A 25,542-nucleotide genomic window follows, 5' to 3' on the forward strand; every position below is an offset into this window, starting at 1 on the left:
ACGCCTGCTTTTAGAGTGTAACGACAAGCGGGTGCAGTATTGAAGGGTCAAGAACATATTTTGGTGTTGAGCCTTAATTCAATTCCCATCTCTTTCAATTCTTTTACCATTGCCTGTGGATCTGGCCAATATTCTTCATCAAAGCGCCAATCTCCCTGATGAGGCCAATGGAAATAATCAACCACTATTACTGAAAGAGGGAGGCCCCTCCGGTAATATTCACGTGCAACGTTCAATAATTCTTCCTGGGTCTGGTACCTTAGCTTACACTGCCAAAACCCGAGACCGTATTCAGGCATCATAGGTACTCTTCCTGTTACCGCAGTATAATTTTCCACGATTTTATGCGGTGTTTCGCCTACAGTAACCCAGTAATCTAATTGCTTTGAAGATTCTGCTTTCCATTCAGTAATATTTTTTCCGAAAGTAACATTTCCTACAGCTGGATTGTTCCATAAAAACCCGTAACCCTTACTCGAAATAGAAAAAGGAATAGTGGCCTGGGAGTTTCGTTGAGCCAGTTCCAAGGAACAATATTTCAAATCCAGGTGCGGCTGCTGATATTGTCCCATGCCATATATCTTTTCATTACTATTTGACTCAAATCTTGCAGTAATAGCGAAATCCCCGCCCAGGAGCGGTCGGAATTCTCTGGCATCTATGTCCAAAGCGCTGCAAAATTCATTAATATCATTTCGATTTCTTACATATTCTTCTACAATAATTTCATTTTGGTGATTGAATATAGTTAATTTCCCGTTGCGTTTAATTTGAACGTTAATTTTCCCATGCTGAAGCCATGCTTCGTTGTCATAAATACTGATTGCTGCATTATTCTCTGAAGAAGGGATGAGAGCCCAATTATTTTCAGTTAAATCATTATTCTTGTAAGCTTTCACTCTAACGCTGTCTTTCCCCCATGCTTCAATAATGAGGTGCTCACTATTATAACTCCACTCTAATTTGTTCGGGGCTTCTGTAAATATTCCCGCTACTCTTAATCTCAATTTCATCTCTCCCTTGACGGATTTATTCGTTAGCGCTTTCTACCTTTTTTTGGGCATCCTCTAAAGCTTCCTCAGGCTCTTTTTCATCAGTTAGGGATTCCTGAATAGCTAATTGAATACTTTCTGAAATATCCGGCCAATTCGGAGATGGTCCACGTGCTTCTGCTTCTTCAGTAGTTTGTATGAAAGCACTCAAATGTTCGTCTTCCTGCCAATAATCAGAATCATTTAATACAGATTGTCTCGGTGGAAAATATCCGGTTTCTTTCGTAAACTCTTCCACATTTTCTGGTTCAGAGAAGTAGCTTAAGGCTTCCCAGGCGCCTTCCTGGTTACCACTTTCTACGACAGCTAAATTGTCTCCGCCGATAACTGATTTATGCTCTTCTTTTTTAGGAATAGAAGTTATTTGAAAATCCAAATCTTCATTTTCTTCTTTCAGACGATCTACTACCCACGGGCCGTTAATCATCATTGCTACGCTTTCATTGGCAAATTTTCTTGCTAAATCGTCTTGCGTTGAATTCAATACCTCTTCACTCATATAACCTTCTGCAAGCATATTATCCACGAAGTTTAATGCTTCAGCTGCTTCTGGAGAACCGAGCGAGTTTTCATCTGCACCAGCTGATAATAAAAATGGATAGAATTGGAACGTTGATTCTTCTGACCTAACGGCCGACATAGCAAATCCGTCATGATCGGAGTTTGTAGTAGCCTCTGCTGCCTCGTTTAACTCTTCCCAGGTTTCCGGCGCTTCTTCGATTCCATTTTCTTCAAGAATTTTTTCATTATAAAATAACCCAATGCTGTTCGTAGTTAAAGGCACACCATATGTTCCGTCTTCGTACTTAGTAGAAGCTACTGGAGCTTCCAAATAATCGTCTATTTCCCCCCACTCTTCCACTTCGCTTGAAATATCATTAAGTACCCCCATTGAAGCTAAAGAAGCGTTATCTACTGTATCTGAAATAATTAAATCAGGAAGTGTTTCCCCTGCTGAGCCTACTGATAATTGTTTTTTCATTTCATCAAAGGGCACATATTCAGTTTTTAACGTATATTCATCCTGGCTTTCGTTAAAATCCTTAGCCATTTGTTTGAAAACTTCCTCCGAACCTGTGTAATAATGCCACATTAATATTTCATTATTTCCATCAGATCCACTTCCCTCATCGCTTCCTCCGCCTCCACCGCAAGCAGTTAAGATAATAGGCAAACTAAGAATCGGCGCTAAATACGATTTTTTCATAATAAACCCCCAATTGATATAATATTTAGTATATTGCTTAAACAAAGTTTATATTTATTTGAAAGCGCTGTCAATATTTAATTGTGATGAGCTTTAAAAAACAGTTGTTATTTTAAATTATTTTTTAGTCAAGTATATAAAAATCTATTGCGCGTTAAAAAAAGAAGTTCCATAGCCTTGTATTTCGGGAATAAGAATAAACAGCCAGTATTATGAGGAGGAAATCAATAGTGAGTCTTTTTTCATCTATTAAAAAACGAGTGACCGATGCGAAAGAAAACGGGGTAACCATACCGGTCACGGAAAAAATGTTTCTGAAGGTTCTTCAGGTTAAAAAAATGGATAATGTCGATATTTCCGCAGTTCATATCCAGGATCAGGTCCTGCGCATTGAAGGAGTTAAAAATGACAGCAGCCAGAGCCGTTTCAGCATGCTGCTGGAGCCTTCCCACGCTTCCGAGCGGGCCCTTTACTTCACGTTAAAATCCATCTCTCCTTTAGAAGCAGAAGACGTATTTAAAGAAATTTTTGACCGCCCGCCCTACTTCTCAGTACAGGACCAGCAGGCAGGATTTCACTTGGAAGTGTTCGAACCTATGAAAAAAGTTCCTTACGGAAAAATAGATTCCTATTACTTTGAGCAGAACAAATTAAAAGTCGTCATGAAATGGAAATAAACAGACTTTCATAGTTCAGGAACTTTAAACAGGTAATTACTTCTCTACAGGACTTTTTACTTCCGGTTTCTGCCGGAAGTATTTTTTTAGGTAGAAATTACCTATTTTTTCGTGCATAATGAAAGAAAAACGAATGGGGCGAAAATCATGGAATATCAGGCAGCTTCTTTCGGGCGGTACCGTGTTCTTCAAAATGGTTCTATTGAAGTTATTGCAGACATCACCAGCCGTTTTGAGCACCCGCGTTGGGAGAATATGTGGTATCTATCAGAAACAAAGCGGATCTGCCGTGAGCTGGAGACGCTTGGCATCATTTCAGAGTGCGACAGCTTTGAAATTGTCGATCGCAACCAGTTTAAGATTTTTTGGAAAAAGGACCGTATCGCCTGGGGGTATATTGATGAAGACGAAACGTACTTTCGCCTGCGATTCACCGGCCTAGTCGATGCCCCTGCTACCGAATAGCAGTACTACCTGTCTTTGTTATGGTTGCAATTAAGAGCCATATCATTTAAGGTGTACATACAAAGCAATTACTTATAGAACAATTAAACAAACGGTGGAAATGGATAGACAATCGCGCTATTTCCCATAAGCCAAAAAGAGACACGGGGTACCTGCCTCCTGTTTATCTTTTTGGCTTTTTTATTTATTCAGGAAAGGAGAAATATTTTAACTTATGAAATTTTTAATTGATCACGACGGCCAAAAGATTCACAAATCTGTATTTGTTAACGACCGCTGCATGAACAGCAGCAAACCGTCCGATTGGGAAAGCTTCATCGAAGAAGCGGCCCTGCAGTCGTTCACGCAACAGAATTACTCCTATTGTGTCCACTGCTTTCAAGCTTATGCCGGCTGATACATCCGGCGCAGGCAATCAGTGCCGTTTAGCCGGAGCCACTCATGATAAAGACGATAACGCTTCGGTCCCGTTCAAAGTCCCAGTCAACAAATACATCAGCAATATTCATGCCAGCTATGGACGTAAATGACTTTCCTTCTATTAGCAGCCGTTTTTCCAGCTTGCGTTTAGTGACCTTTAACTGTTCTTCATATCCCTGCTGCACTAACTCCTTTTCAATGTTAATCAGCAGCCCTTCCCGGATGACAAGCAGAGTTTTATTATTTAACATTCCTGAAAAAACTTTGTCGGGCTCTTTTTCTGCCTCCGCAGTAACCTGCCTCACCCGCTCTTCGAGTTTCTTTTTACCGGCATATTCCTTAAAAGGATTTTCGCCGTCATATGCATTTTCATCAATACCGACAAAAATACTGGATTCCTTATCAAAGTCGCTGTCATGATAAAAGTTTTTATACACTTGTCCGGTCACCGACTGCACGTAGCCGTTAATTTCCGGAACAATTTTGTGCATCATGCTTTCACGCAGACGAAAAACCGCCTGCTCGCCTTCCTGCTCGAGAATAACCCGCTCCATCGGGCTGAGAAAATGCCGCAGATAGATTGTAATAAAAGGACCCTGCATAACCACATGGGCTGCTTCCGGGCCTTTGCCGAATCGCTCCCGCAGCAGTCTGCCGGCGAAGCTCGCAATATCTTTTTCGTTTTCTGTTGGTCTCATTTTATCAGTGTCCTTTAACGAAGTATTAACAGGGAGTTTTATGTGTTATTTCATTTATTCTGCTAACAAACATAACATATTCTTTCTAAACTACCCACTGATATTAACTTACTTTCTTTCTTTACAGGAAGTTTTTTCGTTAATAACACCAGCCAGACATTGTCTGGCTGGTGTTATTAAAGTGTTATTAAAGTCTTTTTATTGTTCAGTACCCGTATTTATGCAGCTGCTTTTCTTTTCATCAGGCCAAAATAAAAGGATAAGGTAATTTTTCATCTTTTTATATGTGGTGATCATAAAAACTTCCTCCAGCCCCCTGCCAGCACTCCTTTCTATATCGTATTCCCAAACTGCCTGCTCCCCCAGTGCTTTTCTTACTTTTTTTAGCTCTTCTTCATATCCTCGCTCAAACAATTCGTGTTCTAGAGCGGAAAGCTGAAAAGTTCTTTCCACCACTAACAGCCGCTCATTCAGCCAATGAGCCGTTTCAGAAACTGTATTTATATTTTCGCTTTCTCTTCCCATATAAAAGAGGTGTTGTTTAAGATTTGTGTCATTCATCGGCTTCGGCCATGCCAACGCTTCTTTGTAATCAGTCTTAATAATAGCCATGATCAAACCGGTTTGATTTTCCAGATTCCAGTCAAAGTACACGCTTTCGACCTTACAGTCGACCAGGTCGCTTACTTGGCCGCAAAACTCCAATTCGATTTTTTTCATTACGAGGTAACGCAGTCTCTCTACTTTTAATTCTTTTTTGTCTGTGGTGAGCATTTCTTCTATCGGCGCCAGCATACCTTCGAGCTGAATCATTACGTAAGGAGGCGCTATTGTTACGTAGGTCGACCTGGGCCCCTTTCCCAAATAGGTCCTCAGCACTCTGCCTACATATCCGGCAATAGAATATTGTATTTTGTTTACCTCCATCGATATACCCCTTTATCTTTTTTGTCTCATCCGTTCGTTTTTTCACAAAAAAAGCTGCAAAAGGAAAGATCCCTTTTGCAGCTTTTTCAGGCGGCGCTTTCTGTCCCCTGACTTTGCTAAATCGTATTTATTTTATTTATAAAACCAAACTAATCACAGAATAATTCCTTACACTAAGCTTATTTTCAGCGTATATCTGAAAACTTTGGCCCAGATTTTGACGGAGCACTGGTGCAGCTATCACTGGTGCAGCTATTAAAGATGCATATTTAATACTAATTCAGTATACCTAATTTTGCAATCATAAACATTGCTGCCGAAATTAAAATATTGAGTATCTATTGGTCTCCTGCCGCTTCAGGAAGAACTTTTATTATGCCCTCACGGGGAAAGTGGTTTTTTGTTTTTTCATCCCCAAGCACAACAATCATAAAACCATAGTTGTTTGTAATATTCCCGGCAAAGTAAATTTCTTTTATTTGTTTATTCAATGTAGCCGCCACGTATTCCTGATTGATTAATTTCATTTCACAATGCCGCTTCACCACAGAAAGGCCCTCGTCCTTCCCAGCCTGAATCAATTCTTTCTCCAGAGCAGATAAAAGCTCTTCTCTTTTTACTAAAATGATTTGAGAGGTTAACCAATATATTTGTACGTGCTTGTTTTCCCCTCCCACCCAGTAATTCACCTGACTTAAATTATTGTATACTTCTTTATCTTTTATGATTTCCAGGCTTTCCTCCCCTTGCTCCTCCTGTTCCGCGATGCCAAGCAGCATGCCTGATTCATTCACTAGGTCCCAGTCATAATAAATTTCCTTCAAGTAAACACCCGCATGCGCTTCTATTGTCTTTTTTATTTTAGGTAGCAGTTGTTCCATTACGTTGTTTCGGCATTTTATTACTTTTTCCATTTTGTCCCCGCTGATTAATTCTTTCTCCACCGGGCTTAAAAAATTTTGTACATCAATAAAGATATAGCAACTGCTGGCGGTTACTTGAAGGGCAGAGGGCCTTATGCCAAAGTTTTCCTGCAATTGCTTTCCAATTTTGCTGCTTATGGATGTTCTGCTTTCCTTATCTATAGGCACTCTAACTGCTCCTTTCATTATTTATATGATCTGCTTATAACAGCTTTGCAGCCAGTGGGGACATATTTAGCTAAAACAATAAAAAAGCCAGAAAGGCCCCCGGGACTCCTTCTGGCTTGCCGCCGACTTTATTCCAGCAGCTATTGCCGCACTTGCTATCATATTATTTTAATTCTTACAGTTCTTTCTATTGAGCCCTGAGTGTTTGAAAGCTAAAGTATATGTTTGTATACTTCTTGTGTATATTATTCTCTCAGTGGTACATATTTAAACCGCTATTTCTATTCTTTCCCGGACACCGGGTTATTACTGAAGAGTTCCGGGTCGATTTAACCCGCTTCACGAAATCGAATGCGGTATCGGCGGGGTAAACATTAACATCCGCCTCAGCTTAGGCGGTGCTACTTTTGTCTTATTTTCCCTGTATCATCTTGCATAAATTCATAAATAAGATTATGGTGCATGTATGTAATTAAACCACGTATTAAAGTCGAACTAATAGTATTGGTTTAGTTGGACAGACGCTCAGCTGTCCGAAAGCCAAAAAATCCGTCCTGCGGGTTTTTTGGCTTTTTTTAATTTAAATACTGGGCATCAATAATTTAGAAGAATTTGTGAGTTTTTTAATTAACGACTGCACCCCCTATTCTCACTGCTTTTAGTTAACGCCTGTGGAAACGTTAGTATTCATACTTTTTAAAAAGAGGAGGGTAAAATCATGACTGATCATAAAAAATCGCAAAAAAATGGCCAGGAATCTCTCGAAGAGAAACAAAAACGCGAAAAACGTGGAACAGACATCGAACCCCAGGAAGAAGGAAAAACCCAAAAAGACGATGATAAAAGATGGGGGGATAATCAACCCAGTGAGAAAAACCCTGATGACTTTTCAGAAAAAGACCGTGAATAGATGAGGCTTCTGCAGAACGGCAGCATTGTTCTGCAGAAGGTTCCTTTCTTAAATTTTAATCGTCTTCACTATCCTTTTTCTAAGATGAAAACGATAATGCTTCTGTCATTTTCAAAGTCCCAGTCCACAAAAAAATCGTTCACCTTTCTTCCGGCAATAGATTTAAAAGACCGATGTTCCCCAAGCGTTCTTTTATCAACAAGGCGCTTTGCCTGCTTTAGTTCTTTATCGTAGCCAAGCCGTATAAGCTCTTTATCTACATCAGTAAGTATTCCTTTCCTTTCTACTAAAATCATTTTTTTCGTAAGCATTTGAGAGAACACGGCTTTTGGCGTTTCCTTCGATCCTGTGCTAAGTTCGCTTATTTTTTCTTCTAATTTTTTTTGTCCGACAAAAGAGGAAGAATTTTTTTCATTGTCATCAGTTTCTTTATTGATTCCTATAAAAACACCCGTGCGATTATCTATGTTGAAATCATAATAAAGACTGCCGTACCTCTGCTTCGTTTTTTCCTGCAGATGTTCCATAATACGCGGCAGCGTCCGGCTCATAATACTTTCTCTTAAGTCCTGGACTTCTTCTTCATCTTCCTCTTCCATAATAATGTTTTCCATAGGTGTCAGAAAGTTTTGGAGGTGTATTGTAATAAACGGCCCCTTTAGGACGGCTGAGACCGTTTCAGGTCCTTTGCCGAACTGCTCTCTCAACAGCTTACCTGTATAACTGGCAATTTCTCTTTCTATACCCGGGCTTTCCATGACGTTGCCTCCAATGATTTCAGAGTAATTATTTGCAATATATTTTAATACCCTTAGTAACAGCTATTAAACTAATGATTATTTATTTATTAATTTTTAATTTAAAATATTGTTTTATCCTCTGGCACAGTGGGAAACATGTAATTGACTTCTATTTTATAAAGCTTTCTTAATACAGACTTGTAAAGCTGAAATAGGAGGGGCACTCCCTTGGCTCTTACATAAGCGAGTGCGGCAATCATCTACTGTCCTCTATTTCTTTTAATTCCTCTAGTCCAATTTTATTTCCAAAATGGAAGGATGATTATTTTGTCGATTATTCGAGTAACGATGAATGGCACCGAACGCAAAGTTTCGGACGATTCCACTATCCTAGATTACACACGAGGCACCAACGAAGAAGTGCCGAATGTCTGCTATCACCCGAGCCTGGGTGCGATTGAAACCTGTGATACCTGTATGGTAAAGGTGAACGGAGAAATTGTCCGTGCCTGTTCCACCGAATTTAAAGAAGATGACGTCATCGAAACACTTACGCCTGACGTTGACCAGGCGCAAAAAATTGCGATGGACCGCATTTTGCATAATCATGAGCTTTACTGTACCGTCTGCGACTACAACAATGGCGGCTGTGAAATCCACAACACGGTTGAAGCAATGCGGGTTGAACATCAGAGTGTACCTTTCGAAACCAAACCGTATGAAAAAGACTATACGAACCCGCACTACCGTTATGATCCGGATCAGTGCATTCTTTGCGGACGCTGCGTGGAAGCCTGTCAGGACGTCCAGGTGACGGAAACTCTATCCATTGACTGGGAACGCGAACGTCCCCGCGTCATTTGGGACAATGATGTTCCGATCGGCGAATCCTCCTGTGTTTCCTGTGGCCACTGTTCGACCGTGTGCCCATGCAACGCTTTAATTGAAACAAATATGGAAGGCGAAGCCGGCTATATGACCGGACTTAAAGAAGATACCCTCCGTCCGATGATTGACATCACCAAGGATGTGGAAACCGGCTACAGCTCAATTCTGGCCCTATCCAATATGGAATCCAAAATGCGCGATGACCGCATCGAAAAAACAAAAACAGTATGTACTTACTGCGGCGTTGGCTGCAGCTTTGATGTCTGGACAAAAGACCGTGAAATTCTAAAAATTGAGCCGCAGGCAGAAGCCCCTGCAAACGGTATTTCCACCTGTGTAAAAGGCAAATTCGGCTGGGATTTTGTAAACAGCGAAGAACGCCTTCAGAATCCGCTCGTCCGTGAAAACGGCCAGTTTGTCGAGACAAGCTGGGAGCATGCTTTAAACGTGATCCAGAAAAACTTTACTTCCATTAAGGAAGAAAGCGGCAACGATGCTCTTGCGTTTATCAGTTCTTCCAAAACGACGAACGAAGAGTCCTATCTTATGCAGAAGCTCTCCCGTTCCGTCATGGGGACAAACAACATTGATAACTGCTCCCGGTATTGCCAGACACCGGCCACCCAGGGGCTGTTCCGCACCCTTGGCTATGGCGGCGACACTGGAACAATCGAGGATATTAAAAATGCGGAGCTTGTTATTACTGTAGGGACTAATACCTCCGAATCCCACCCGGTCCTTGCCACTCGGATTAAAAGCTCGCATAAGCTGCGCAACCAGAAGCTGATCGTATCCGATATCAGAAAGCACGAAATGGCGGAGCGCTCAGACATGTTTATTCAGCCAAAGCCCGGCTCTGACCTTGTATGGCTGAACGCCGTCGCTAAATATATTATCGACCAGGGCTGGCAGGACGAAGAATTTATTAATGAGCGCGTGGATTACTACGACGACTTTGTTAAAGAACTCGAAATGTACACCATCGATTACGCTGTGGAGCAGACCGGTCTCTCCCGCGAGGAATTAATTGGCATCGCTGAGAGCATCCATGAAGCAGATACTACCTGTGCGCTGTGGGCAATGGGAGTTACCCAGCACTCTGGAGGTGCGGATACGAGCACCGCAATATCGAACCTGCTGCTTGTCTCCGGCAACTACGGTCGTAACGGTACCGGTGCTTACCCTCTCCGCGGACATAATAACGTCCAGGGTGCTACAGACTTCGGAAGCGCACCGAACCTTCTTCCCGGCTATCAATCCGTTGAAGACGAAGAAGTCCGCCATAAGTTTGAACAGGGCTGGAACACTAAGCTTTCCAGTGAAGTCGGTATGACGAACCACGAAATGGTGGATGCAATGCACGAAGGCCGCCTGCGCAGCCTTTATCTGAAAGGCGAAGAAATGGCGCTTGTCGACTCCAACATTAACTACGTGCAGCAGGGCTTTGAAAAGCTTGATTTTTTCGTGGTGCAGGATATTTTCCTCTCCGAAACAGCCAAGTTTGCTGATGTGGTGCTCCCAGCAAGCCCAAGCCTGGAAAAAGACGGCACGTTCGTAAATACCGAACGCCGGATTCAGCGTTTGTATAAAGCACTCGACCCACTCGGTAACTCTAAGCCGGACTGGGAAATTCTGCAGCTTGTCGCCAACCGGATGGGTGCTGACTGGAACTACAGCCATCCGTCTGAAATTATGGCAGAAGCAGCTTCACTCTCTCCGTTCTTCGAAGGGGTTTCCTACGAGCGGCTTGAAGGATATGACTCTCTCGTATGGCCAGTAACAAAAGAAGGCCAGGATGAGCCGCTTCTTTACACCTCTCGTTTCCAGTTCCCGAATGGAAAAGCGAGATTCTATCCGGTCCATTGGACAGAGCCTCAAACCTTTGGAGAACAATACGACCTGCACGTAAACAACGGCCGGATGCTTGAACACTTCCACGAAGGCAATATGACGTATAAAACAGAAGGCATCACGCTGAAAACACCGGACAACTTTGTCGAGATTTCTCCAGAGCTTGCTGAAGAGCGCGGACTTGAAAGCGGAGCGCTTGTAAGGCTTAAATCCCCATACGGGGCAGTGCGTATCCAGGCGCTTGTTACTGACCGTGTGAAAGAAAAGCAGCTGTACATTCCGATGAACAATTCCGGTGAATCTGCGATCAACCGTTTGACAAGCAGTGAAGCAGATAAGGATACAGATACTCCGGCCTATAAAGAAGCCCAGGTGTTTATGGAAGTACTCAGCACAGACGGCGAAGCACCGATGCCGAAAAACAACTTCCGTTACGGAAATCCCCAGCCGCAGAACGGCGTGGAAGTAGAACGGAAATGGAAGCGTAATGACTACATCTTCCCTGGCGACATGGTGAGAAAGGAGAATCGCTAATGGCTGAGCGTATAACTCATATCGAAAAGCTGAAATTCTCCGAAGAGGAACTCAAACAGCGGGACATGGAAGAACTCCAGTCCCAGCTGCTTGATAATAAAGAAAGCCTGGAAAAGATGGTGCGCACCGCGAACCTGCTTGATGAATCCGGCCTGCTGGACATGGCAAACGGACTTCTCAGCGAAGGGGATAAAGTATTAAACGTCGCAGTAAATGCGATGAACACTGAAGGCAGCACCAACATGCTGAAAAACCTGCTTCTTCTCGCTGGGGAAGCCGGGAAACTTGATGTCGAAAGCATGCAGCCGATTCTATTGAAATTAAACAAAGGACTCGAGCGTGTGGCAAAAATGGAAGAAGAAAAAGAAGATACCAAGCAAACGGTTAATATCTTCCAATTATTAAAGCTGCTCCGGGATCCCGAAGTCAATCACACGCTTTCACTTGGTATCGCCTTTATGCGTGGCATGGGCGAAACAGGCAAGCCGGAAATGGAAAGAGAACAAAACGAACGCAAGCCAGATACAAAAGTTTAACCTGCTGTTCCCTTCCTCCAGGCTGCATTTTGCAGCCTGGCTTTTTTGTTTGAAAGCAGCCTATGCGCGGGAATAGAATGAAAAATAAATTAAGGGAGCAAATATTATTGTCTTTTAGAGGCCTACATCTGTCTGACGTACCAAAAAGTTCCTGGATACTTATCATTGCCGGTCTGCTTACGCTGTTTACGACAGCTTTTCTTTTCCTGGAAATGGGAGAAGAAGTGCTTGAACAGGAAACATTTACGGCTGACCGGACAGCTCAAAATATTGTATCGATGTTTAATTCCGAAACGCTCCGGGCTGTCATGGGCTTGATTACAGAAGCCGGTTCGGTGATTTGGCTGACAGCCGGCGCTGCTGTCATCGTCGTGTATTTGCTGTTTTTTTCTTCCTTCAGCAGATGGAACGCCGTTTATTTTGCGTTAAATATGATCGGCATCAGCATCATTACGACTGTCTTTAAGAATTTTTTCTCCCGGCAGCGTCCGGAAGTGCTCGCGGCCTATGACGGTACCGGCTTCAGTTTCCCGAGCGGCCACGCTACAGGAGCGGTCACTTTTTACGGCTTTCTCGCCTATTTAGTTATACGCAGCGGATTAGCGACTGTATGGAAGTGGATACTAGGCATTTTGTTGATAGTGCTAGCCTTGCTTGTAGCCATCAGCCGAATGTTTTTGGGCGTGCATTATTTTACGGATGTACTCGCAGGCATTTCAGTTGGCTTGTTTTGGCTGCTCATCTGCATCATCGCTCTTGAGCTTACGATATGGAATAAATATCGCAGACAAACCTAAGTGAAGCCCCCGGCACAAGACGCCGGGGGCTTCACTAAATTACATTTATGCATTTTGCATTTGTTCTGCTTTTCTTGCTTCTATTTTTCTCTCCACGTCTTCTTTAGATAATCCATGCTCTTCCATATAACGGTTACGTGGATGGGTCATGCATTGCGTCGTGCAGCTTCTCATATATTTATGCTCGTTTTCTTCAGAGCAGATGATCTGATTATTGCAATCAGGATCTGCACAGTTAACGTAGCGCTCGCACGGCTCTCCGTTAAAATGGTCCCTTCCAATTACGCGGTGTTCGACCTGGTTGATGGGAACGCTGATGCGCTGGTCAAACACGTAGCATTTTCCGTCCCACAGTTCCCCTTTCACTTCCGGGTCCTTACCATAGGACACAATGCCGCCGTGTAGCTGCGCCACATCGTCAAATCCTTCTTCTTTCAAAAACCCGGAAAACTTCTCACAGCGGATGCCGCCAGTACAATAGGTTAATATTTTTTTACCTTCAAGCTTTTCCCGGTTTTCTCTTACCCAATCTGGCAGCTCCCGGAATGCGTTAATGTCTGGGCGTATAGCTCCCCGAAAATGCCCGAGGTCATATTCATAATCATTTCGTGCATCAAGCACGATCGTTTCATCGCTCTGCAAGGCTTCGTAGAACTCTTTCGGACTTAAGTGCTCGCCGGTCTGTTCATTAGGGTTAATGTCATCTTCGAGATACAGCGACACCAGCTCTGAACGCGGACGCACGTGCATTTTCTTGAACGCGTGGCCTTCGGCATAATCCACCTTGAATTCGGTATCTTTGAACCTCTCATCCCCCGTCAGTTCCTGCATATATGCTTCCGTCTGGTCTACGGTGCCGGAAACAGTACCGTTGATGCCTTCCTCTGCAACAATGATCCGGCCCTTCAGCCCAAGTTCTTTGCAGAAAGCCAGATGCTCTGCAGCAAAGTTTTCAGGGTCTTCTACATTCGTGTAATTGTAATACAATAACACCCGGTATGCCTGATTTTCTTCTGTCATTTGTTCTCACCTATCCGGAATATATTTGCAAGATACATTCCTCGTCTTCCGTCTTGCAATCGGAACACGTTGGCACACAAAAGTCACTTTTCTATCCTTCTGATAATAAGGCATGTCTTTCATAACAGGAACTCGGCCCTTTCGTCCACATAAAAAAGTCCCTGCTTCATCAGCGGGGTTTCTTGGTGTGCAGACATATTATATAAAAATTTCCCTGTTCCGGCAAATGAAAAAGTTTTCTGAACAAGGAAAAAAGATTGAGACAACACAATATTTACCGGTCCCTATAAATGATTTTTACGTTGCGCTCCCTTTGTCCGGCTGCTTTGCTTTAGGTTCTCAAACATGCCAGTGCCTCCCAGGCCGGCGAGTACCCCTGCCCATACACGCTCCGCCAAAACTGCATTTACGAATGGAAAAGGCATTAATGCCAGCACCACCCCAATTCCAAGCGTGAAAAGAGGTATATACTTGATAGGCACCGGCGCCACCCGCTTTAATAGCTCCATCAAAGCGGTACTGGCTGTTCCAATAAACGACATGTACAGAAGAAATTCCGGACTCACTTCCAAGTTAATGCCTCCTTTTGTTTATTATGCTTTCTTTAAAAGGCATCAGGAAGGTGATTAGTAAACCATCTTTCCCAAAAAATTCTGTACAATAAAAAGAACCCGGAGTCCCCGGGTTCATCATTTATAATTTTCAATTCAGTTTTTGTTTTCTCCGCTGCGGCTTTATTCGGTCAACGGCTCCCGGTCAGGCATAGCCCCTGCTTCGATATATGCAGCCATTCCCCGGACAATCTCTTCTGCCCCGTAGGTTTTCGCCTCTAGTGGATACATTTCCTCTACTGTGTCCAAATAAAAGGAGAGATCTTTATTGCGGAGAAAATGAGAGTAATATTCGCGCTCACTCTGGAATTCGTGTCTTGATCTCGTTTGAGCAACAGACTGCATTTCTATATCCGCTAAAGTACGGACCACCTCTTCAAATGTTTTCATGTCTTCACTCCTTCTCCTAGGATCAATGACACGGAATAATGCAATGCATGGATAGATTTATATTATACCATGAACAGATACACGAATTCTAATCTCATGTTCAGAGAATTAATGGTATTCATTCAAGCCCAGATAGATCGCGTTGGCTGCTTCATTTCGGAAAGAGCTTTTCTTCATATCCACGGCTTCCTCTGCATTTGTTACAAAACAATAGGTTTCTGAACCATCAGCAGAAGCTGCGTTTGCATGAATGCTGACAAATGAATCCGCTCCTGCTTCATTGGCAAGCCGCGCTCGTTCCTTTAGTTCTGCATAGCTGTCGCCAGAGCGCGTCAGAATCACTTCTGTCCCTCCCTGCTCCCGCCTTTCTTTCGTACGAACTGCAACATCGTGTACCAGTTCTTTTTCATATACACCGTCCCTAACAGCTCCGGGATCATGCCCGCTATGTCCTGCCTTAATGGCTATTGTCTTTCCGGCTACTCCAGCTTCGGCAAGGCGAAATTCAGGCATGCAAAATTAGGAAATAACTCGCTGCCGCTCGCTTCGATGTATCAATAGAATTAATTGCATTTGACAAATAAAACTGTAATATTTATAATTACAGTATAAACATTAATAAATCTTTTTAACCGGAGAGATATGTATGAACAGCCACTTTTCTTTAGCCGTACACAGCTTAACCCTGCTTGCTCATCAGTCTGAAAGGGCTGCATCCAGTTCTTTCATTGCTGAGAGCGCCTCCGTGCATCCGGTGCGGATACGGAAAGTGTTAAGCTTGTTGAAGCAGCATGGGTTGATTCGGTCCAAGGAAGGCGCTGGCGGCGGCTTTGTCCTTTCCAGGCCACCAGAAGCTGTCACCTTATGGGATGTGTACCAGATTACGTCAAAGGGCACTCTGCAGCCCCGTTGCCCTGAGGAAAACCCTTCATGCGACGTAGGGGCTAACATGAAGCATGTGCTTGGCGGTGTTTTTTCGGACGGAGAAAGCTTATTTGGAGAGCACCTCGATCAATACACGATTGCTGATATGCTCAAGAAATGTATAACAAATTAACTGAGCAATGTTTTTGCAATAAAAAACAGGGAAATGTATAGTTATAGATAATTCAGATTACAGCACTATTAATTAATATGTAATCCTTAGGAGGTTACGCGAATGTTACCAACAAACGATATTATTTCGGTAGGAGATTGGGTTCGAGGAACCACTATTTATGGTGAATTGGTAGTAGGTTATGTCGAAGCAATTGAAGAATCTTATCAAACAATCAAAGTAAAAGTTATTTCTTCTGATAACGAAGATATTATGGAAAAATCCGCTGAACTGCTGCTTCACAAAGTAAGCAAGCTGAATACTGTCCAGCCCGTTTCTGAAGACGAGCTGTACGACCTGATTGACCTTGCCCTGGTTACCAATGACAAACAATGGTTCCTGGAGCTCACTTCCGAATTGAATAATAAAACCAATGTCCGGTCTTCCAACGATTCTTCCTATGCGCTGTCAAATTACAGCGAATACTAGGCAGGCATTGACATTACGAAAGCCCTTTGCAAAATACTGCAAAGGGCTTTTTTTGCGGCTCTATGTCTAGGAGTTTTTCATTTGAATATTCACTTTCTGTTCCAGTGCCTGCTGCAGATGGGCAAAAGTTTTTACTTTGCTGAAATCGATCCCCAGCCGCACGGCCGTTTCTGCGATTTCCGGCCGAATGCCGGTAATAATGATTTCTGTTCCGATTAAGCTCAGTCCATGGTGAAGATTGAACAACTGCTGGGCTACCATTGTATCGATAATCGGCACGCCGGACATATCAATAATCAGTACATCAAGCTCAAGCTTTGCTACCTCGGAAAGAGTCACGTCTTCGATCATCTTTGCCCGGTGCGTGTCAATCTCCCCGACTAGCGGGAGCACGCCAATATCTCCGATCAATTTAATAATTGGTACACTCAGCTCCACCATCATCTGCTGCTGGGCCTCCAGCTGCGCTTCGTTCATCTGATAGTAGTACTGGTTTACAAGCTCCAGTCCCTTTTCAAATACCGAATGGATCTGCTCCGCCCATTCTGCCACCTTCAGTGGGGAAAGCTCATCTTCCCTCTCTTTGATGTACTGGGATAAACGATTCCATAGGTCAACACGGCCAACTCTGAAAAACTCTACAGAGTAGAATCTCGGCCCCTGGTTTTCAAGCCCGTCCATCGCCGTAAGCTGTGCCCAGTCAGTAAGCGATGGCTCCTCCCCTATTACAGCTTTAGCTGTTTCCTGAATGAACCCATTTAATCGTTCCCGAAAGGCTTCTCTCCGCTCAGCATCGTTCGGGTAAATAGCTTCCGACTGCGCTTCAATATCTTCCATCCATGTATTCACGATCTCTTCCGCATGGCTTAACATGAAATCGTACAATTGTTTGCTCAACGCCAATAACCCTTTCTGTTAATGCTTGTATTTAATATATTTTAAAATACATAATCAAAAAAATAAAGCAGTCTTATTATTTTTCGCGTTCAAGCTTTTCCACCCATTCCTTTTCAAGCAGCCGTTCAATATTTGTCTGTTCCATGCTCCATTCCCACATCTTTTCCTGGAGTTCTTTATCGCGTGCGCGCAAAGCGGTCTCTTCTTCAAACGAATCGATGAAATACTTTCCATGTACACCGTGCACTTCCCGGGAAGCAGACAGATAAACTGCTGTTTCTGCTCCTTCTGCAGCCGTGCGCAGCATCGGCTGAATGACCTGGTGAATGCGGCTTCCAAACCCTGTTGACCGATCCACACCAAGCATAGTACTTACTCCACCGGGGTGCAGGGCGTTAACTCGAATGTCTGTCTGTTCCAGACGTGCAGCAAGGGCATATGTAAATAAAATATTCGCCAGTTTTGACTGGGCGTACCCTCTCCATGTACCATACCTTCTCGTCAAATGAGGATCCGGGAAATGAATGCGTCCGTATTTGTGTGCTCCTGATGAAACATTAACAATTCTCGCCTCGTCTGTAGAGCATTCCAGAAGCGGAAGAAGCTGAAGTGTCAAGGCAAAATGCCCTAGATGATTTACCCCAATCATACTCTCAAATCCGTCTTCGGTAACTTCTCTTTTCAGCGCTACTACACCGGCATTATTCACTAATACATCCACGCAGGGAATAATCTGCTCGAGCTGGCGCACAAAGGTATGTATGTCCGTTAGCGAAGACAGGTCACAGCGCATCACACGTACCCGTGAAGCACCGGTACTGGCTTTTATCTGTCTCATGGCCTCTCCTCCGCGCTTTTCATCCCGGACGGCCATAATAATATTAAACCCTTTTACGGCAAGCTGTTTCGCCGTCTCAAAGCCCATTCCTGTGTTTGCTCCAGTAATAATGGCTGTTTTCTCCATAATTTATTCTCCTCTGGAATAGTTTTGTTGCTTTTCCTATACCCATTGCTGCCTTAGTTCACTCTCGGCGGCAAATATTTTCTGAAATTTCTTCCCCCATATGAGTACAGCCGAGTAAATCATTGGTCATATTTTCTTCCAAATGTATTGAAGTTTATTAGATTCCCCGGTACGATGCAGGTATTATCAATTACCCTTCGTATATATTCAACAATTGGGTTGAACGTTTCTACTGGGAACCGTAATTTCCAACTACGAAGAACGCCTTTTGCGGGCGTTCTTCGTTTTTTATGCATATAAAGGAGTGTTTACAATGACAACGATTTTAATACGGCAGGCTGAAATCATGACGATGAACGAAAACAACGATATTGTACATGGCGACATACGGATTGAAAATGAATATATTAAAGAAATCAGTTCCTCGTTAACTCCCTATCCCGGAGAAAAAATTATCGAAGCCCACGGGCGTACCATCCTTCCCGGCTTCATTCATACTCATATCCATTTGTGCCAGGCCCTGTTTCGCAGTCAGGCGGATGACCTTGAGTTAATGGATTGGCTGAAAGAACGCATTTGGCCGATGGAGGCTGCCCATACTCCCGACTCTATTTACGCTTCAGCAATGCTCGGCATCGGAGAACTGCTTCGAAGCGGTACCACGACGATCGTCGATATGGAAACCGTTCATCATACTAACGCAGCTTTTGAAGCTATAGAAGCCTCCGGCATCCGGGCGTTGTCGGGAAAAGTAATGATGGACAAAGGCGATGAACTGCCTGCCCCCCTGCTTGAAACTACAAGCCGGTCCGTGCAGGAAAGCGCCGATTTGTATGAAAAATGGCATGGCCGGGATAATAATAGAATACGTTATGCGTTTTCCCCTCGGTTCGTTGTTTCCTGCTCTGAACCATTACTGCGGGAAGTTTCTCGTCTTTCCAACCATTACGATGCATACGTCCACACCCACGCTTCGGAAAGTCAGGGGGAAATAGACATTGTCGAAGCTGACACCGGGATGCGCAACGTGGCGTATTTAGATCATCTCGGCCTTGTTCATCCCCGCCTTATTCTTGCCCACTGCGTTTGGCTTAATGATCATGAAAAACAGATAATCAAACAGAAGGGCGCTCATATAAGCCATTGTCCGAGCTCCAATATGAAGCTTGCTTCGGGGTTTGCGGAAATTCCTGACCTCCTCGACCACCATCATAATGTCAGCCTCGGGGCCGATGGCTCTCCGTGCAACAATACACTTGATATGTTTCAGGAAATGCGGATGGCTGCGCTCATTCACAAGCCTTCCTACGGTCCAACAGCCATGAATGCCCGGCAGGTCCTTCGCATGGCCACCATCGAAGGCGCCAGGGCGGTCGGCCTTGAAGAAGAGATTGGCAGTATAGAAATTGGCAAAAAAGCAGATTTGTCCATTATCGATCTTTATGATTTTCACACGTACCCGAGTGAAGGTGCGGACCCTTATTCCCGCATCGTTTATGCTGCTTCTAAAGACCAGGTTGACACAACCATCGTAAATGGACGAGTGGTAATGGAAGAGCGTGCGATGCAGACTATGGATAAACACCGTGTGTTAACTGATGCAAATAAAGAAGCAAAGCATTTGTTTCAGCGCGCTTCCCGGTATATGTCCAGTTCTTTTGCATAAATTATGAGCAATCTCCTCCCTGCCAGAAGGAAAATTTGATATGCTGATGACGAAGAAATAGCGCAGAAGGAGAGGAAGAGGATGTATGCTTAGTGCAAAACGAGGAGATATTACTACCGTTACCAATGTCGATTATATCTGCAACGCTGCTAATGGCAAAGGAACAATGGGCGGCGGAGTTGCAGCTGCCATCAAAGGGGCCGGTGGAGAATCTATTGAACAGGAAGCAGTAGCCTACTGCGAAAAAAACAAGCCGAAGCGTGGTGAATTGTACACTACCACAGCTGCCAGCCTTCCATACGAAGAGATTATCCACTTAGTAACCATGGAAGCACCTGAGGAAAAGTCGAATTATGACGTAGTATATTCCTGTCTGCAGGCGTTGATACGTTACTGCCAGGAGAATCACATCTACCGGGTTGCCCTGCCGGCACTCGGTACTGCGACCGGCGGCCTTGACCCCGACACTGTAGCGATTTATTACCGGGAGCTGCTTCATAATGTAAGAGAAGTCCAATTTATTGCTGTTGATATTGATGAGACATTCATTCAGGCACTTGAAGCTGAATAGGATAAAAAGAAGCCCCGGGATAAAAACCCGGGACTTCTTTACATTGTGCATCCCTTCCCTTTACTTTCCGGGGGCCTCCTGCTTCCCTGCTATCTGCACCGCATGCACCACAGCGATAGCGGCAACAAAAATGGACGGCACATACACCGTAATGAGCAGGCCCACATATAGCACGAAAAATATTATAGCCCAAAGATATTTTTTTACATACACCTGTCCTGCTCCCGGTATAAGAAGTGACAACAGCCCTGCTATCCACATTTTTTTGTTTTTCATGTTTTATTCCTCCTCCCTAAAAAAATTTTAGTTCTCCATGAACATCCACCTAGCCGCAGCCGATATAAGAAATATTGTATTACATATACTCACATTGCATCGGGAGGCTGTTTATTATGCTGTTTTCAGCTAAATCATCATCTGCACCAGTTTCACAATTTCCGGGAGACACCCATTCCGGCAGCCGGATCAGGATCGCCTCCGGCAGCGACCTGCACCGGCAGCTCCAACTGATACATTTAACCAACCACGATCTCTATATACTGTCCGAGCTTCAGCCGGTAATTGCTGAAAACATTGATGCTATTGTTGAGGCCTTTTATCGTAACCTTAAGGATGAGCCTCAACTCCGTGCTATCATTGAAGAGCACAGTTCGGTCGCGCGGCTGAGCCGGACCCTTGCTGTCCACGTGCAGGAAATGTTTCAAGGCACCATGAATGATAGTTTCATTCAAAAACGGCTGAAGATTGCCCAGGTTCATCTTCATATCGGCCTGCTTCCTAAATGGTACATGTCCTCCTTTCAAGACATGGAACAATCCATTTTATATTTCGTCGATCAGCACCTCGCTAATCGCGCTGATGTTCTTCCGGCGGTTCTCGCAGTTACAAAAATCATTAACTTAGAGCAGCAGCTTGTGCTTGAAGCCTATGAGGAAGCCCACCTTACGCTTCACAAAGAGCAGCAGGCGGTAAAGGATCATCTGTACAGCCAGATCTCTGCCACTACCCGCTCGCTCCGGGAAGTGTTCGACCAGACGAGTACTTCTGTAGCCACGCTTACCTCTACCTCCAACCGGGTAGTAACGATTTCAAAAGAAAGTTTTCAGAGCAGTTCAGACGCTGCCGCCCATTCTGAAGAAGGCAAGCAAGAGCTTGAAAAGCATGGAAAACATATGAAAAGCCTGCAGGAGCTCATGGATTTTATGCGTACCGAAACGAATGAACTTAAAGCAATAGCAGCTAAAATTGATGATATCACAAACATCGTTACAGGAATCGCCGAGCAAACAAATTTGTTGGCCCTGAATGCCTCCATTGAATCTGCCAGGGCTGGAGAACATGGGCGTGGTTTCGCGGTTGTTGCCACTGAGGTCCGTAAGCTTGCTGGTGAAACAAAAAAATCAGTAGATACAGTGTCCGATCTTGTCCGGAAGACCAACGACCAGATTCAGCTTGTAAGTAACCATATTGAAAATGCGGACAATCAGATCGGCGACGGCACAAAGCGGGTTCACGAGATTAACAGCATGTTTGACGGCATCGTGCAGGAAATGGCAAAAAGCCGCCAGCAGAGCAACGAGGCAGAAACAGAGGTTCATTCGCTCATCCGGGAGCTGCACGAGGTGGAACAGGCCATCTCCCAGGTTGGCAGCTCTGTCTCTTCCCTGCACGGTTTAACACAGCAGTAATACTCCGCTTTTCTCATGCTATAATTGTAATACAGCCAGAGAAAAGGAGGTCCGCAGATGGAAACTAAGGAACAGCTTACAGCTATGACAAATGATTATTTACACACCTACGAAGCATTAAAGAAAAAGTACCCCTGGTATCATTCTGATGCCCGGATGTTCATGCTGATGGCCTCAATGTACTCCCTGTATCAAAAGCCATTTGACAGTCACAGGTTCGACCGGCTTCAGCAGACGATTAAAAAGAAAAACAGCTGGTTTTCACCGCTTCGGTCCCATCAGCGCTTTCCAATCGCCGGCATGCTTGACTGTTTGTCCGAAGATCCTGAAAACAGCTGGCCCGGCTTTAAACAATTATACAGCCAGCTGGTGCAGGGGCCGTGGGGACGCGGCACATCTACGTATGCAGCAGCTTTATCCTACTATGCATTCTACAAAGACGACTTTGCAGCTGTACCGGCATTCACTGCCTGGTACCAGTTTCTGCAGGAATCCTTTCCGGAGTTGACAAGTGCGGATTATTACCCTCTGCACGCACTTTGCATTCATCAGTTTCCCGGGAATAAAGAACAGATGATCGAGCATATGAATAACGTCCATCACCAGCTTTTGGAGCGAGATTTTAAAAAGGGGCCTCAGCTTCAGTATCTTTCTTTCTTAGCTGCTTTGAATCTTGAGAGCTTGGGCGGGACTGCTTACTTTGAACGTTTCGATGAACTGCTTGAATATTGGAAGTCTGATCAATGGCACGTACGTCCGTTTTATTATTCACTGCTGGGCGTGCTTGGGTTTACAACTTCTTTTCCGGCTATTATAGACGACGCCCGGAGCATACACGCCCGTTTGGCTGGACAGGGAGAATTTCGGAGGTTTCATCATTTCACAGTTCATATTTCCCTGCAGCTTGCCGTTGCCCACCATGCTTATACGAACGGTGGCAGTCTGCTCGTGGCAGTGCTCGAAGCACAGCGGGCGGTGGCACTGCAGGCATTGAATTCTTCAACTTCTGCTTCGGCTGCAATAACGCTGTAATCAAACTGAAGGCGCACAATGCCGTGCGCCTTCTTCCATTTTATAACTGTTACAATTATTACAATTATGCTACGCTAGTTTTTGCTTATACACTTGCGTTTAACGTCTTATTAGAAAACAGGGAGGGAACCCGGTTGCCACATTTTTATTCTGTTGCTATCATGCTTTTTTTCTTGCTATTTATAAGCGGCTGCGGCATGCTCCCTTTTTCTTCTGAGTCCGGGAAGACAGCTGAGGGAATATTTGTCGCCCCTTCAGGCAGTGATAATCAAAGTGGCACCATCGATGCTCCGTATAAATCCGTTCAAAAAGCAGTTGACACGGCAAGCGCCGGAGATACGATTTATTTACGGAAAGGGACCTACCGGGAAAATGTAAAAATGAATCACCAGGGCGAAGAACACCTTCCCATCATTATCCGCCCGTTTAAAGATGAAGACGTTCAATTGAAAACGGAGAGCAAAGAACCGTTTTTCTCTTTAAAGGACACTGAATACATAACAATCAAAAAGTTTACCTTTTATCAGGAGAACGAGGCTTCCGTTATCGTCTCCTCCGGGGAAACACGCTCCCTTCAAATACTCGATAACCGCTTTCGCTCGTCTCAGGGAGCAAAAGAAAAATCAGGCTCGGCGGTGCGTATCTCCAGCCCGAATGCAGATAGCATTCACGAGGACATAGTCATAAGCGGCAACACCGTTGAAAGATGGAAGTATTCCCCCGCCTTTTCACTGGTCGGCAACGTAAGTTCATTTACTATCTCCCACAACCACTTTGAAAAGGCTTCCGGGACTTCTCTCGATTTACAGGCAGTTCCGGGAGAAGTAAACGGGCGCGTACCATCCAGAGGCAATGTGAAAAATAATACTATTAATTCTTCGGGCAGGAGCTCCGAGCCGGGCATTGCCGTCCAAGGCGCCCATAATATCGTTTTTTCCCATAACACTATACACGGTGGTTCTGTAGGGACGCTTGTCCGCAATACTTCCTTTGCTGATACAGAGGACCTGTCCTTTAAAAACAATGTATGGCGGGATCAGACGTCGGCTGGCACCGCCCTTATTCAGGGGCCTGCCGAACGCCCGATCAGCCGCGTTTCTTTTTCGGAAAACGTCTGGAAAAACGCGCACGGCAGCCGGGGATCCGCGCAGCTGCGCATACAGTCCTCCATCCGTCATTTAAACGTCATGAACAATGAATTTAAAGGAAACACGTTCAAAGGATTTTACATTGATGCTACTGAAGATATTAGTAACTATGTTACTCTGAAAGATAATTCCTTTCCTTCTTCTTCAAGCGCCGAATGGAAGTGGGAAGGACATAAATTCCGGGACCTTTTTACATTCCAGCAATATATTGAACAGGAGGCCCCCGTACCTTCTTCTGAAGACACAGATTAGAAGAGCTGCCGGGGATGGTACTGATCCCTGTGACCTGTGCAGCAGCTGTGCACAGGTTTTTCTTTTCCTCCCGTTTTGTATAATAAGAATAAGGCCAAACTAAAGGAGGGGTAGCATCAAAAATATAACTGCTTTTATGAAAAATCTTTTCTCAGAATTAACGAAGGATAACGCAGCCGGCCTTGCTGCTCAACAGGCATTTTATTATCTATTATCCATTTTTCCACTGCTTATTTTGTTTCTATCGCTTCTTCCTTATTTCAACATCGACGCCGACCGGGCTGTTTCACTTTTGTACCAATTCGTTCCTGCAGAGACTGCTTCATTGTTCCAGGAGACGATTGAAGATACGATCAACACCTCAAGCAATGGGCTGCTTACCATCGGAATCATTGGAACAATATGGACAGCTTCTCTTGGACTGAATGCTTTTATACGGGCAATGAACGGGGCGTATGATGTGCTGGAGACAAGACCCTTTTTTATAGTACGGCTGATATCGGTAGGTTTAACCTTTGGATTAATGCTTTCAGTAATTATCGCTCTTTTCCTCCCCGTTTTCGGCAGCCTGATTTTATCAGCTATACAATCATTCATTTATGTGCCAGAGGACACCGTCTTTCTCGTCCAGCTTCTCCGTTGGATTGTCACTATTTCAGTCACCTCTGTTATTCTTGCCACGCTCTATCATCTTGCACCGAATAACAACATGCCATTTTGGACTGTTTTGCCGGGGGCAATGACAGCTACGCTACTCTGGCAGATAATTTCACTTGGGTTTTCCTTTTATGTTAACAATTTTGCCAACTACGCTTCCACATACGGCAGCCTTGGCGGTGTTATCGTATTAATGATATGGCTGTTTTTGGTCGGTATGCTTCTTGTTATTGGCGGAGAAATTAACGCACTCGTCTATCGGAGGCGGCAAAAAAAGCATCCTGCCCCTCTGCTTCATGATTACTATTAGCTTCTTTTGAGGCTGCGT

At 44.3% G+C, this 25,542-nt stretch carries 28 protein-coding genes and 1 riboswitch; of the genes, 14 read left to right on the plus strand and 14 right to left on the minus strand.

The features are described 5' to 3' along the window. Positions 1–47: 47 nt before the first annotated feature. Both ACTTK6_RS13675 and ACTTK6_RS13680 read right to left on the minus strand, forming a co-directional pair. The gene (locus tag ACTTK6_RS13675) at positions 48–1,007 is read right to left on the minus strand and encodes a TIM-barrel domain-containing protein (RefSeq protein WP_462833698.1); all 960 of its coding nucleotides are present in this window, start codon (positions 1,005–1,007) and stop codon (positions 48–50) included. A gap of 22 nt (positions 1,008–1,029) precedes the next feature. Beyond that, positions 1,030–2,259 carry an ABC transporter substrate-binding protein gene (locus ACTTK6_RS13680; RefSeq protein WP_462833699.1) on the minus strand — a complete coding sequence of 410 codons (1,230 nt, stop codon included), beginning with the start codon at positions 2,257–2,259 and terminating at the stop codon, positions 1,030–1,032. Positions 2,260–2,489: 230 nt separating this feature from the next. On the opposite strand from ACTTK6_RS13680, the gene ACTTK6_RS13685 reads away from it, so the two are divergent. Together ACTTK6_RS13685 and ACTTK6_RS13690 are read left to right on the plus strand one after the other, a co-directional pair. Next, the gene (locus ACTTK6_RS13685) at positions 2,490–2,936 is read left to right on the plus strand and encodes a hypothetical protein (RefSeq protein WP_079476010.1); all 447 of its coding nucleotides are present in this window, start codon (positions 2,490–2,492) and stop codon (positions 2,934–2,936) included. Positions 2,937–3,083: 147 nt separating this feature from the next. After that, positions 3,084–3,401 carry a hypothetical protein gene (locus ACTTK6_RS13690; RefSeq protein WP_079476009.1) on the plus strand — a complete coding sequence of 106 codons (318 nt, stop codon included), beginning with the start codon at positions 3,084–3,086 and terminating at the stop codon, positions 3,399–3,401. A gap of 223 nt (positions 3,402–3,624) precedes the next feature. Here ACTTK6_RS13690 and ACTTK6_RS13695 read toward each other — a convergent pair whose 3' ends face one another. From ACTTK6_RS13695 to ACTTK6_RS13710, 4 genes are all read right to left on the minus strand, one after another. Then, on the minus strand, positions 3,625–3,750 hold the full coding sequence (locus tag ACTTK6_RS13695; RefSeq protein ID WP_462833700.1) for a hypothetical protein: 126 nt from the start codon (positions 3,748–3,750) through the stop codon (positions 3,625–3,627). Positions 3,751–3,826: 76 nt separating this feature from the next. Continuing rightward, positions 3,827–4,519, minus strand: coding sequence for a Na-translocating system protein MpsC family protein (locus ACTTK6_RS13700; RefSeq protein WP_158219044.1), 693 nt, complete (start codon positions 4,517–4,519; stop codon positions 3,827–3,829). A 198-nt stretch (positions 4,520–4,717) separates the two neighbouring features. After that, positions 4,718–5,446: a Na-translocating system protein MpsC family protein gene (locus ACTTK6_RS13705; RefSeq protein ID WP_462833701.1), complete on the minus strand. Its 729-nt coding sequence runs from the start codon at positions 5,444–5,446 to the stop codon at positions 4,718–4,720. A 338-nt stretch (positions 5,447–5,784) separates the two neighbouring features. Next, positions 5,785–6,537, minus strand: coding sequence for a Na-translocating system protein MpsC family protein (locus ACTTK6_RS13710; protein WP_462833702.1), 753 nt, complete (start codon positions 6,535–6,537; stop codon positions 5,785–5,787). Between the two features lie 718 nt (positions 6,538–7,255). Here ACTTK6_RS13710 and ACTTK6_RS13715 point away from each other — a divergent pair. Then, on the plus strand, positions 7,256–7,447 hold the full coding sequence (locus ACTTK6_RS13715; RefSeq protein WP_462833703.1) for a hypothetical protein: 192 nt from the start codon (positions 7,256–7,258) through the stop codon (positions 7,445–7,447). Positions 7,448–7,515: 68 nt separating this feature from the next. Here the strand turns inward: ACTTK6_RS13715 and ACTTK6_RS13720 are convergent, their stop codons facing one another. Then, positions 7,516–8,205 (minus strand): Na-translocating system protein MpsC family protein, encoded by a 690-nt coding sequence (locus ACTTK6_RS13720; RefSeq protein ID WP_462833704.1) that lies wholly within the window; start codon positions 8,203–8,205, stop codon positions 7,516–7,518. Between the two features lie 300 nt (positions 8,206–8,505). Between ACTTK6_RS13720 and fdhF the strand changes: the two genes are divergently transcribed. From fdhF to ACTTK6_RS13735, 3 genes are all read left to right on the plus strand, one after another. Further along, complete coding sequence (gene fdhF, locus ACTTK6_RS13725) at positions 8,506–11,460, plus strand: formate dehydrogenase subunit alpha (RefSeq protein ID WP_462833705.1); 2,955 nt, start codon at positions 8,506–8,508, stop codon at positions 11,458–11,460. Then, positions 11,460–11,996 carry a helical membrane plugin domain-containing protein gene (locus ACTTK6_RS13730; protein WP_079476005.1) on the plus strand — a complete coding sequence of 179 codons (537 nt, stop codon included), beginning with the start codon at positions 11,460–11,462 and terminating at the stop codon, positions 11,994–11,996. The genes fdhF and ACTTK6_RS13730 overlap by 1 nt, the downstream gene beginning before the upstream one ends. A 107-nt stretch (positions 11,997–12,103) precedes the next feature. Further along, positions 12,104–12,793: a phosphatase PAP2 family protein gene (locus ACTTK6_RS13735; protein WP_094907821.1), complete on the plus strand. Its 690-nt coding sequence runs from the start codon at positions 12,104–12,106 to the stop codon at positions 12,791–12,793. Positions 12,794–12,838: 45 nt separating this feature from the next. Here the strand turns inward: ACTTK6_RS13735 and trhO are convergent, their stop codons facing one another. The 4 genes from trhO to ACTTK6_RS13755 all read right to left on the minus strand — a co-directional run bounded on the left by trhO (position 12,839) and on the right by ACTTK6_RS13755 (position 15,327). Then, positions 12,839–13,813, minus strand: a complete 975-nt coding sequence (gene trhO / locus ACTTK6_RS13740) for an oxygen-dependent tRNA uridine(34) hydroxylase TrhO (protein WP_462833706.1) — start codon at positions 13,811–13,813, stop codon at positions 12,839–12,841. Positions 13,814–14,097: 284 nt separating this feature from the next. Beyond that, the gene (locus ACTTK6_RS13745) at positions 14,098–14,379 is read right to left on the minus strand and encodes a holin (RefSeq protein WP_244897386.1); all 282 of its coding nucleotides are present in this window, start codon (positions 14,377–14,379) and stop codon (positions 14,098–14,100) included. 168 nt (positions 14,380–14,547) lie between these two features. After that, positions 14,548–14,814 (minus strand): hypothetical protein, encoded by a 267-nt coding sequence (locus tag ACTTK6_RS13750; protein WP_079476001.1) that lies wholly within the window; start codon positions 14,812–14,814, stop codon positions 14,548–14,550. Positions 14,815–14,922: 108 nt separating this feature from the next. Further along, entirely contained in the window at positions 14,923–15,327 is a 405-nt protein-coding gene (locus ACTTK6_RS13755) for an N-acetylmuramoyl-L-alanine amidase family protein (protein WP_462833707.1), read from the minus strand. A 133-nt stretch (positions 15,328–15,460) separates the two neighbouring features. On the opposite strand from ACTTK6_RS13755, the gene ACTTK6_RS13760 reads away from it, so the two are divergent. Beyond that, positions 15,461–15,871 (plus strand): RrF2 family transcriptional regulator, encoded by a 411-nt coding sequence (locus ACTTK6_RS13760; protein ID WP_462833708.1) that lies wholly within the window; start codon positions 15,461–15,463, stop codon positions 15,869–15,871. 102 nt (positions 15,872–15,973) lie between these two features. Continuing rightward, the gene (locus tag ACTTK6_RS13765; protein ID WP_079475998.1) at positions 15,974–16,339 is read left to right on the plus strand and encodes an IDEAL domain-containing protein; all 366 of its coding nucleotides are present in this window, start codon (positions 15,974–15,976) and stop codon (positions 16,337–16,339) included. 66 nt (positions 16,340–16,405) lie between these two features. Here the strand turns inward: ACTTK6_RS13765 and ACTTK6_RS13770 are convergent, their stop codons facing one another. Both ACTTK6_RS13770 and ACTTK6_RS13775 read right to left on the minus strand, forming a co-directional pair. After that, on the minus strand, positions 16,406–17,236 hold the full coding sequence (locus tag ACTTK6_RS13770) for an STAS domain-containing protein (protein WP_462833709.1): 831 nt from the start codon (positions 17,234–17,236) through the stop codon (positions 16,406–16,408). Positions 17,237–17,312: 76 nt separating this feature from the next. After that, positions 17,313–18,200 carry an SDR family oxidoreductase gene (locus tag ACTTK6_RS13775; RefSeq protein WP_462833710.1) on the minus strand — a complete coding sequence of 296 codons (888 nt, stop codon included), beginning with the start codon at positions 18,198–18,200 and terminating at the stop codon, positions 17,313–17,315. Positions 18,201–18,377: 177 nt separating this feature from the next. Continuing rightward, a riboswitch (purine riboswitch) is annotated at positions 18,378–18,475 on the plus strand. Positions 18,476–18,513: 38 nt separating this feature from the next. Here ACTTK6_RS13775 and ACTTK6_RS13780 point away from each other — a divergent pair. Next, positions 18,514–19,866, plus strand: a complete 1,353-nt coding sequence (locus tag ACTTK6_RS13780; protein WP_462833711.1) for a 5'-deoxyadenosine deaminase — start codon at positions 18,514–18,516, stop codon at positions 19,864–19,866. A gap of 85 nt (positions 19,867–19,951) precedes the next feature. Beyond that, complete coding sequence (locus ACTTK6_RS13785) at positions 19,952–20,437, plus strand: macro domain-containing protein (RefSeq protein ID WP_079475994.1); 486 nt, start codon at positions 19,952–19,954, stop codon at positions 20,435–20,437. A 60-nt stretch (positions 20,438–20,497) separates the two neighbouring features. On the opposite strand, the gene ACTTK6_RS13790 is transcribed toward ACTTK6_RS13785, so the two are convergent. Then, positions 20,498–20,713: a DUF5683 domain-containing protein gene (locus ACTTK6_RS13790; protein WP_079475993.1), complete on the minus strand. Its 216-nt coding sequence runs from the start codon at positions 20,711–20,713 to the stop codon at positions 20,498–20,500. Between the two features lie 116 nt (positions 20,714–20,829). On the opposite strand from ACTTK6_RS13790, the gene ACTTK6_RS13795 reads away from it, so the two are divergent. The 4 genes from ACTTK6_RS13795 (at position 20,830) to ACTTK6_RS13810 (ending at position 25,524) form a co-directional block, all read left to right on the plus strand. After that, positions 20,830–22,125 carry a protoglobin domain-containing protein gene (locus ACTTK6_RS13795; protein ID WP_462833712.1) on the plus strand — a complete coding sequence of 432 codons (1,296 nt, stop codon included), beginning with the start codon at positions 20,830–20,832 and terminating at the stop codon, positions 22,123–22,125. Between the two features lie 57 nt (positions 22,126–22,182). Continuing rightward, positions 22,183–23,157, plus strand: coding sequence for a DUF4003 family protein (locus tag ACTTK6_RS13800; RefSeq protein WP_462833713.1), 975 nt, complete (start codon positions 22,183–22,185; stop codon positions 23,155–23,157). A 134-nt stretch (positions 23,158–23,291) separates the two neighbouring features. Further along, positions 23,292–24,557 carry a right-handed parallel beta-helix repeat-containing protein gene (locus ACTTK6_RS13805; protein WP_079475990.1) on the plus strand — a complete coding sequence of 422 codons (1,266 nt, stop codon included), beginning with the start codon at positions 23,292–23,294 and terminating at the stop codon, positions 24,555–24,557. A 136-nt stretch (positions 24,558–24,693) separates the two neighbouring features. Next, positions 24,694–25,524, plus strand: coding sequence for a YihY/virulence factor BrkB family protein (locus ACTTK6_RS13810; RefSeq protein ID WP_462833714.1), 831 nt, complete (start codon positions 24,694–24,696; stop codon positions 25,522–25,524). Positions 25,525–25,542: the final 18 nt, after the last annotated feature.

The organism is Marinococcus salis, assembly GCF_054971365.1.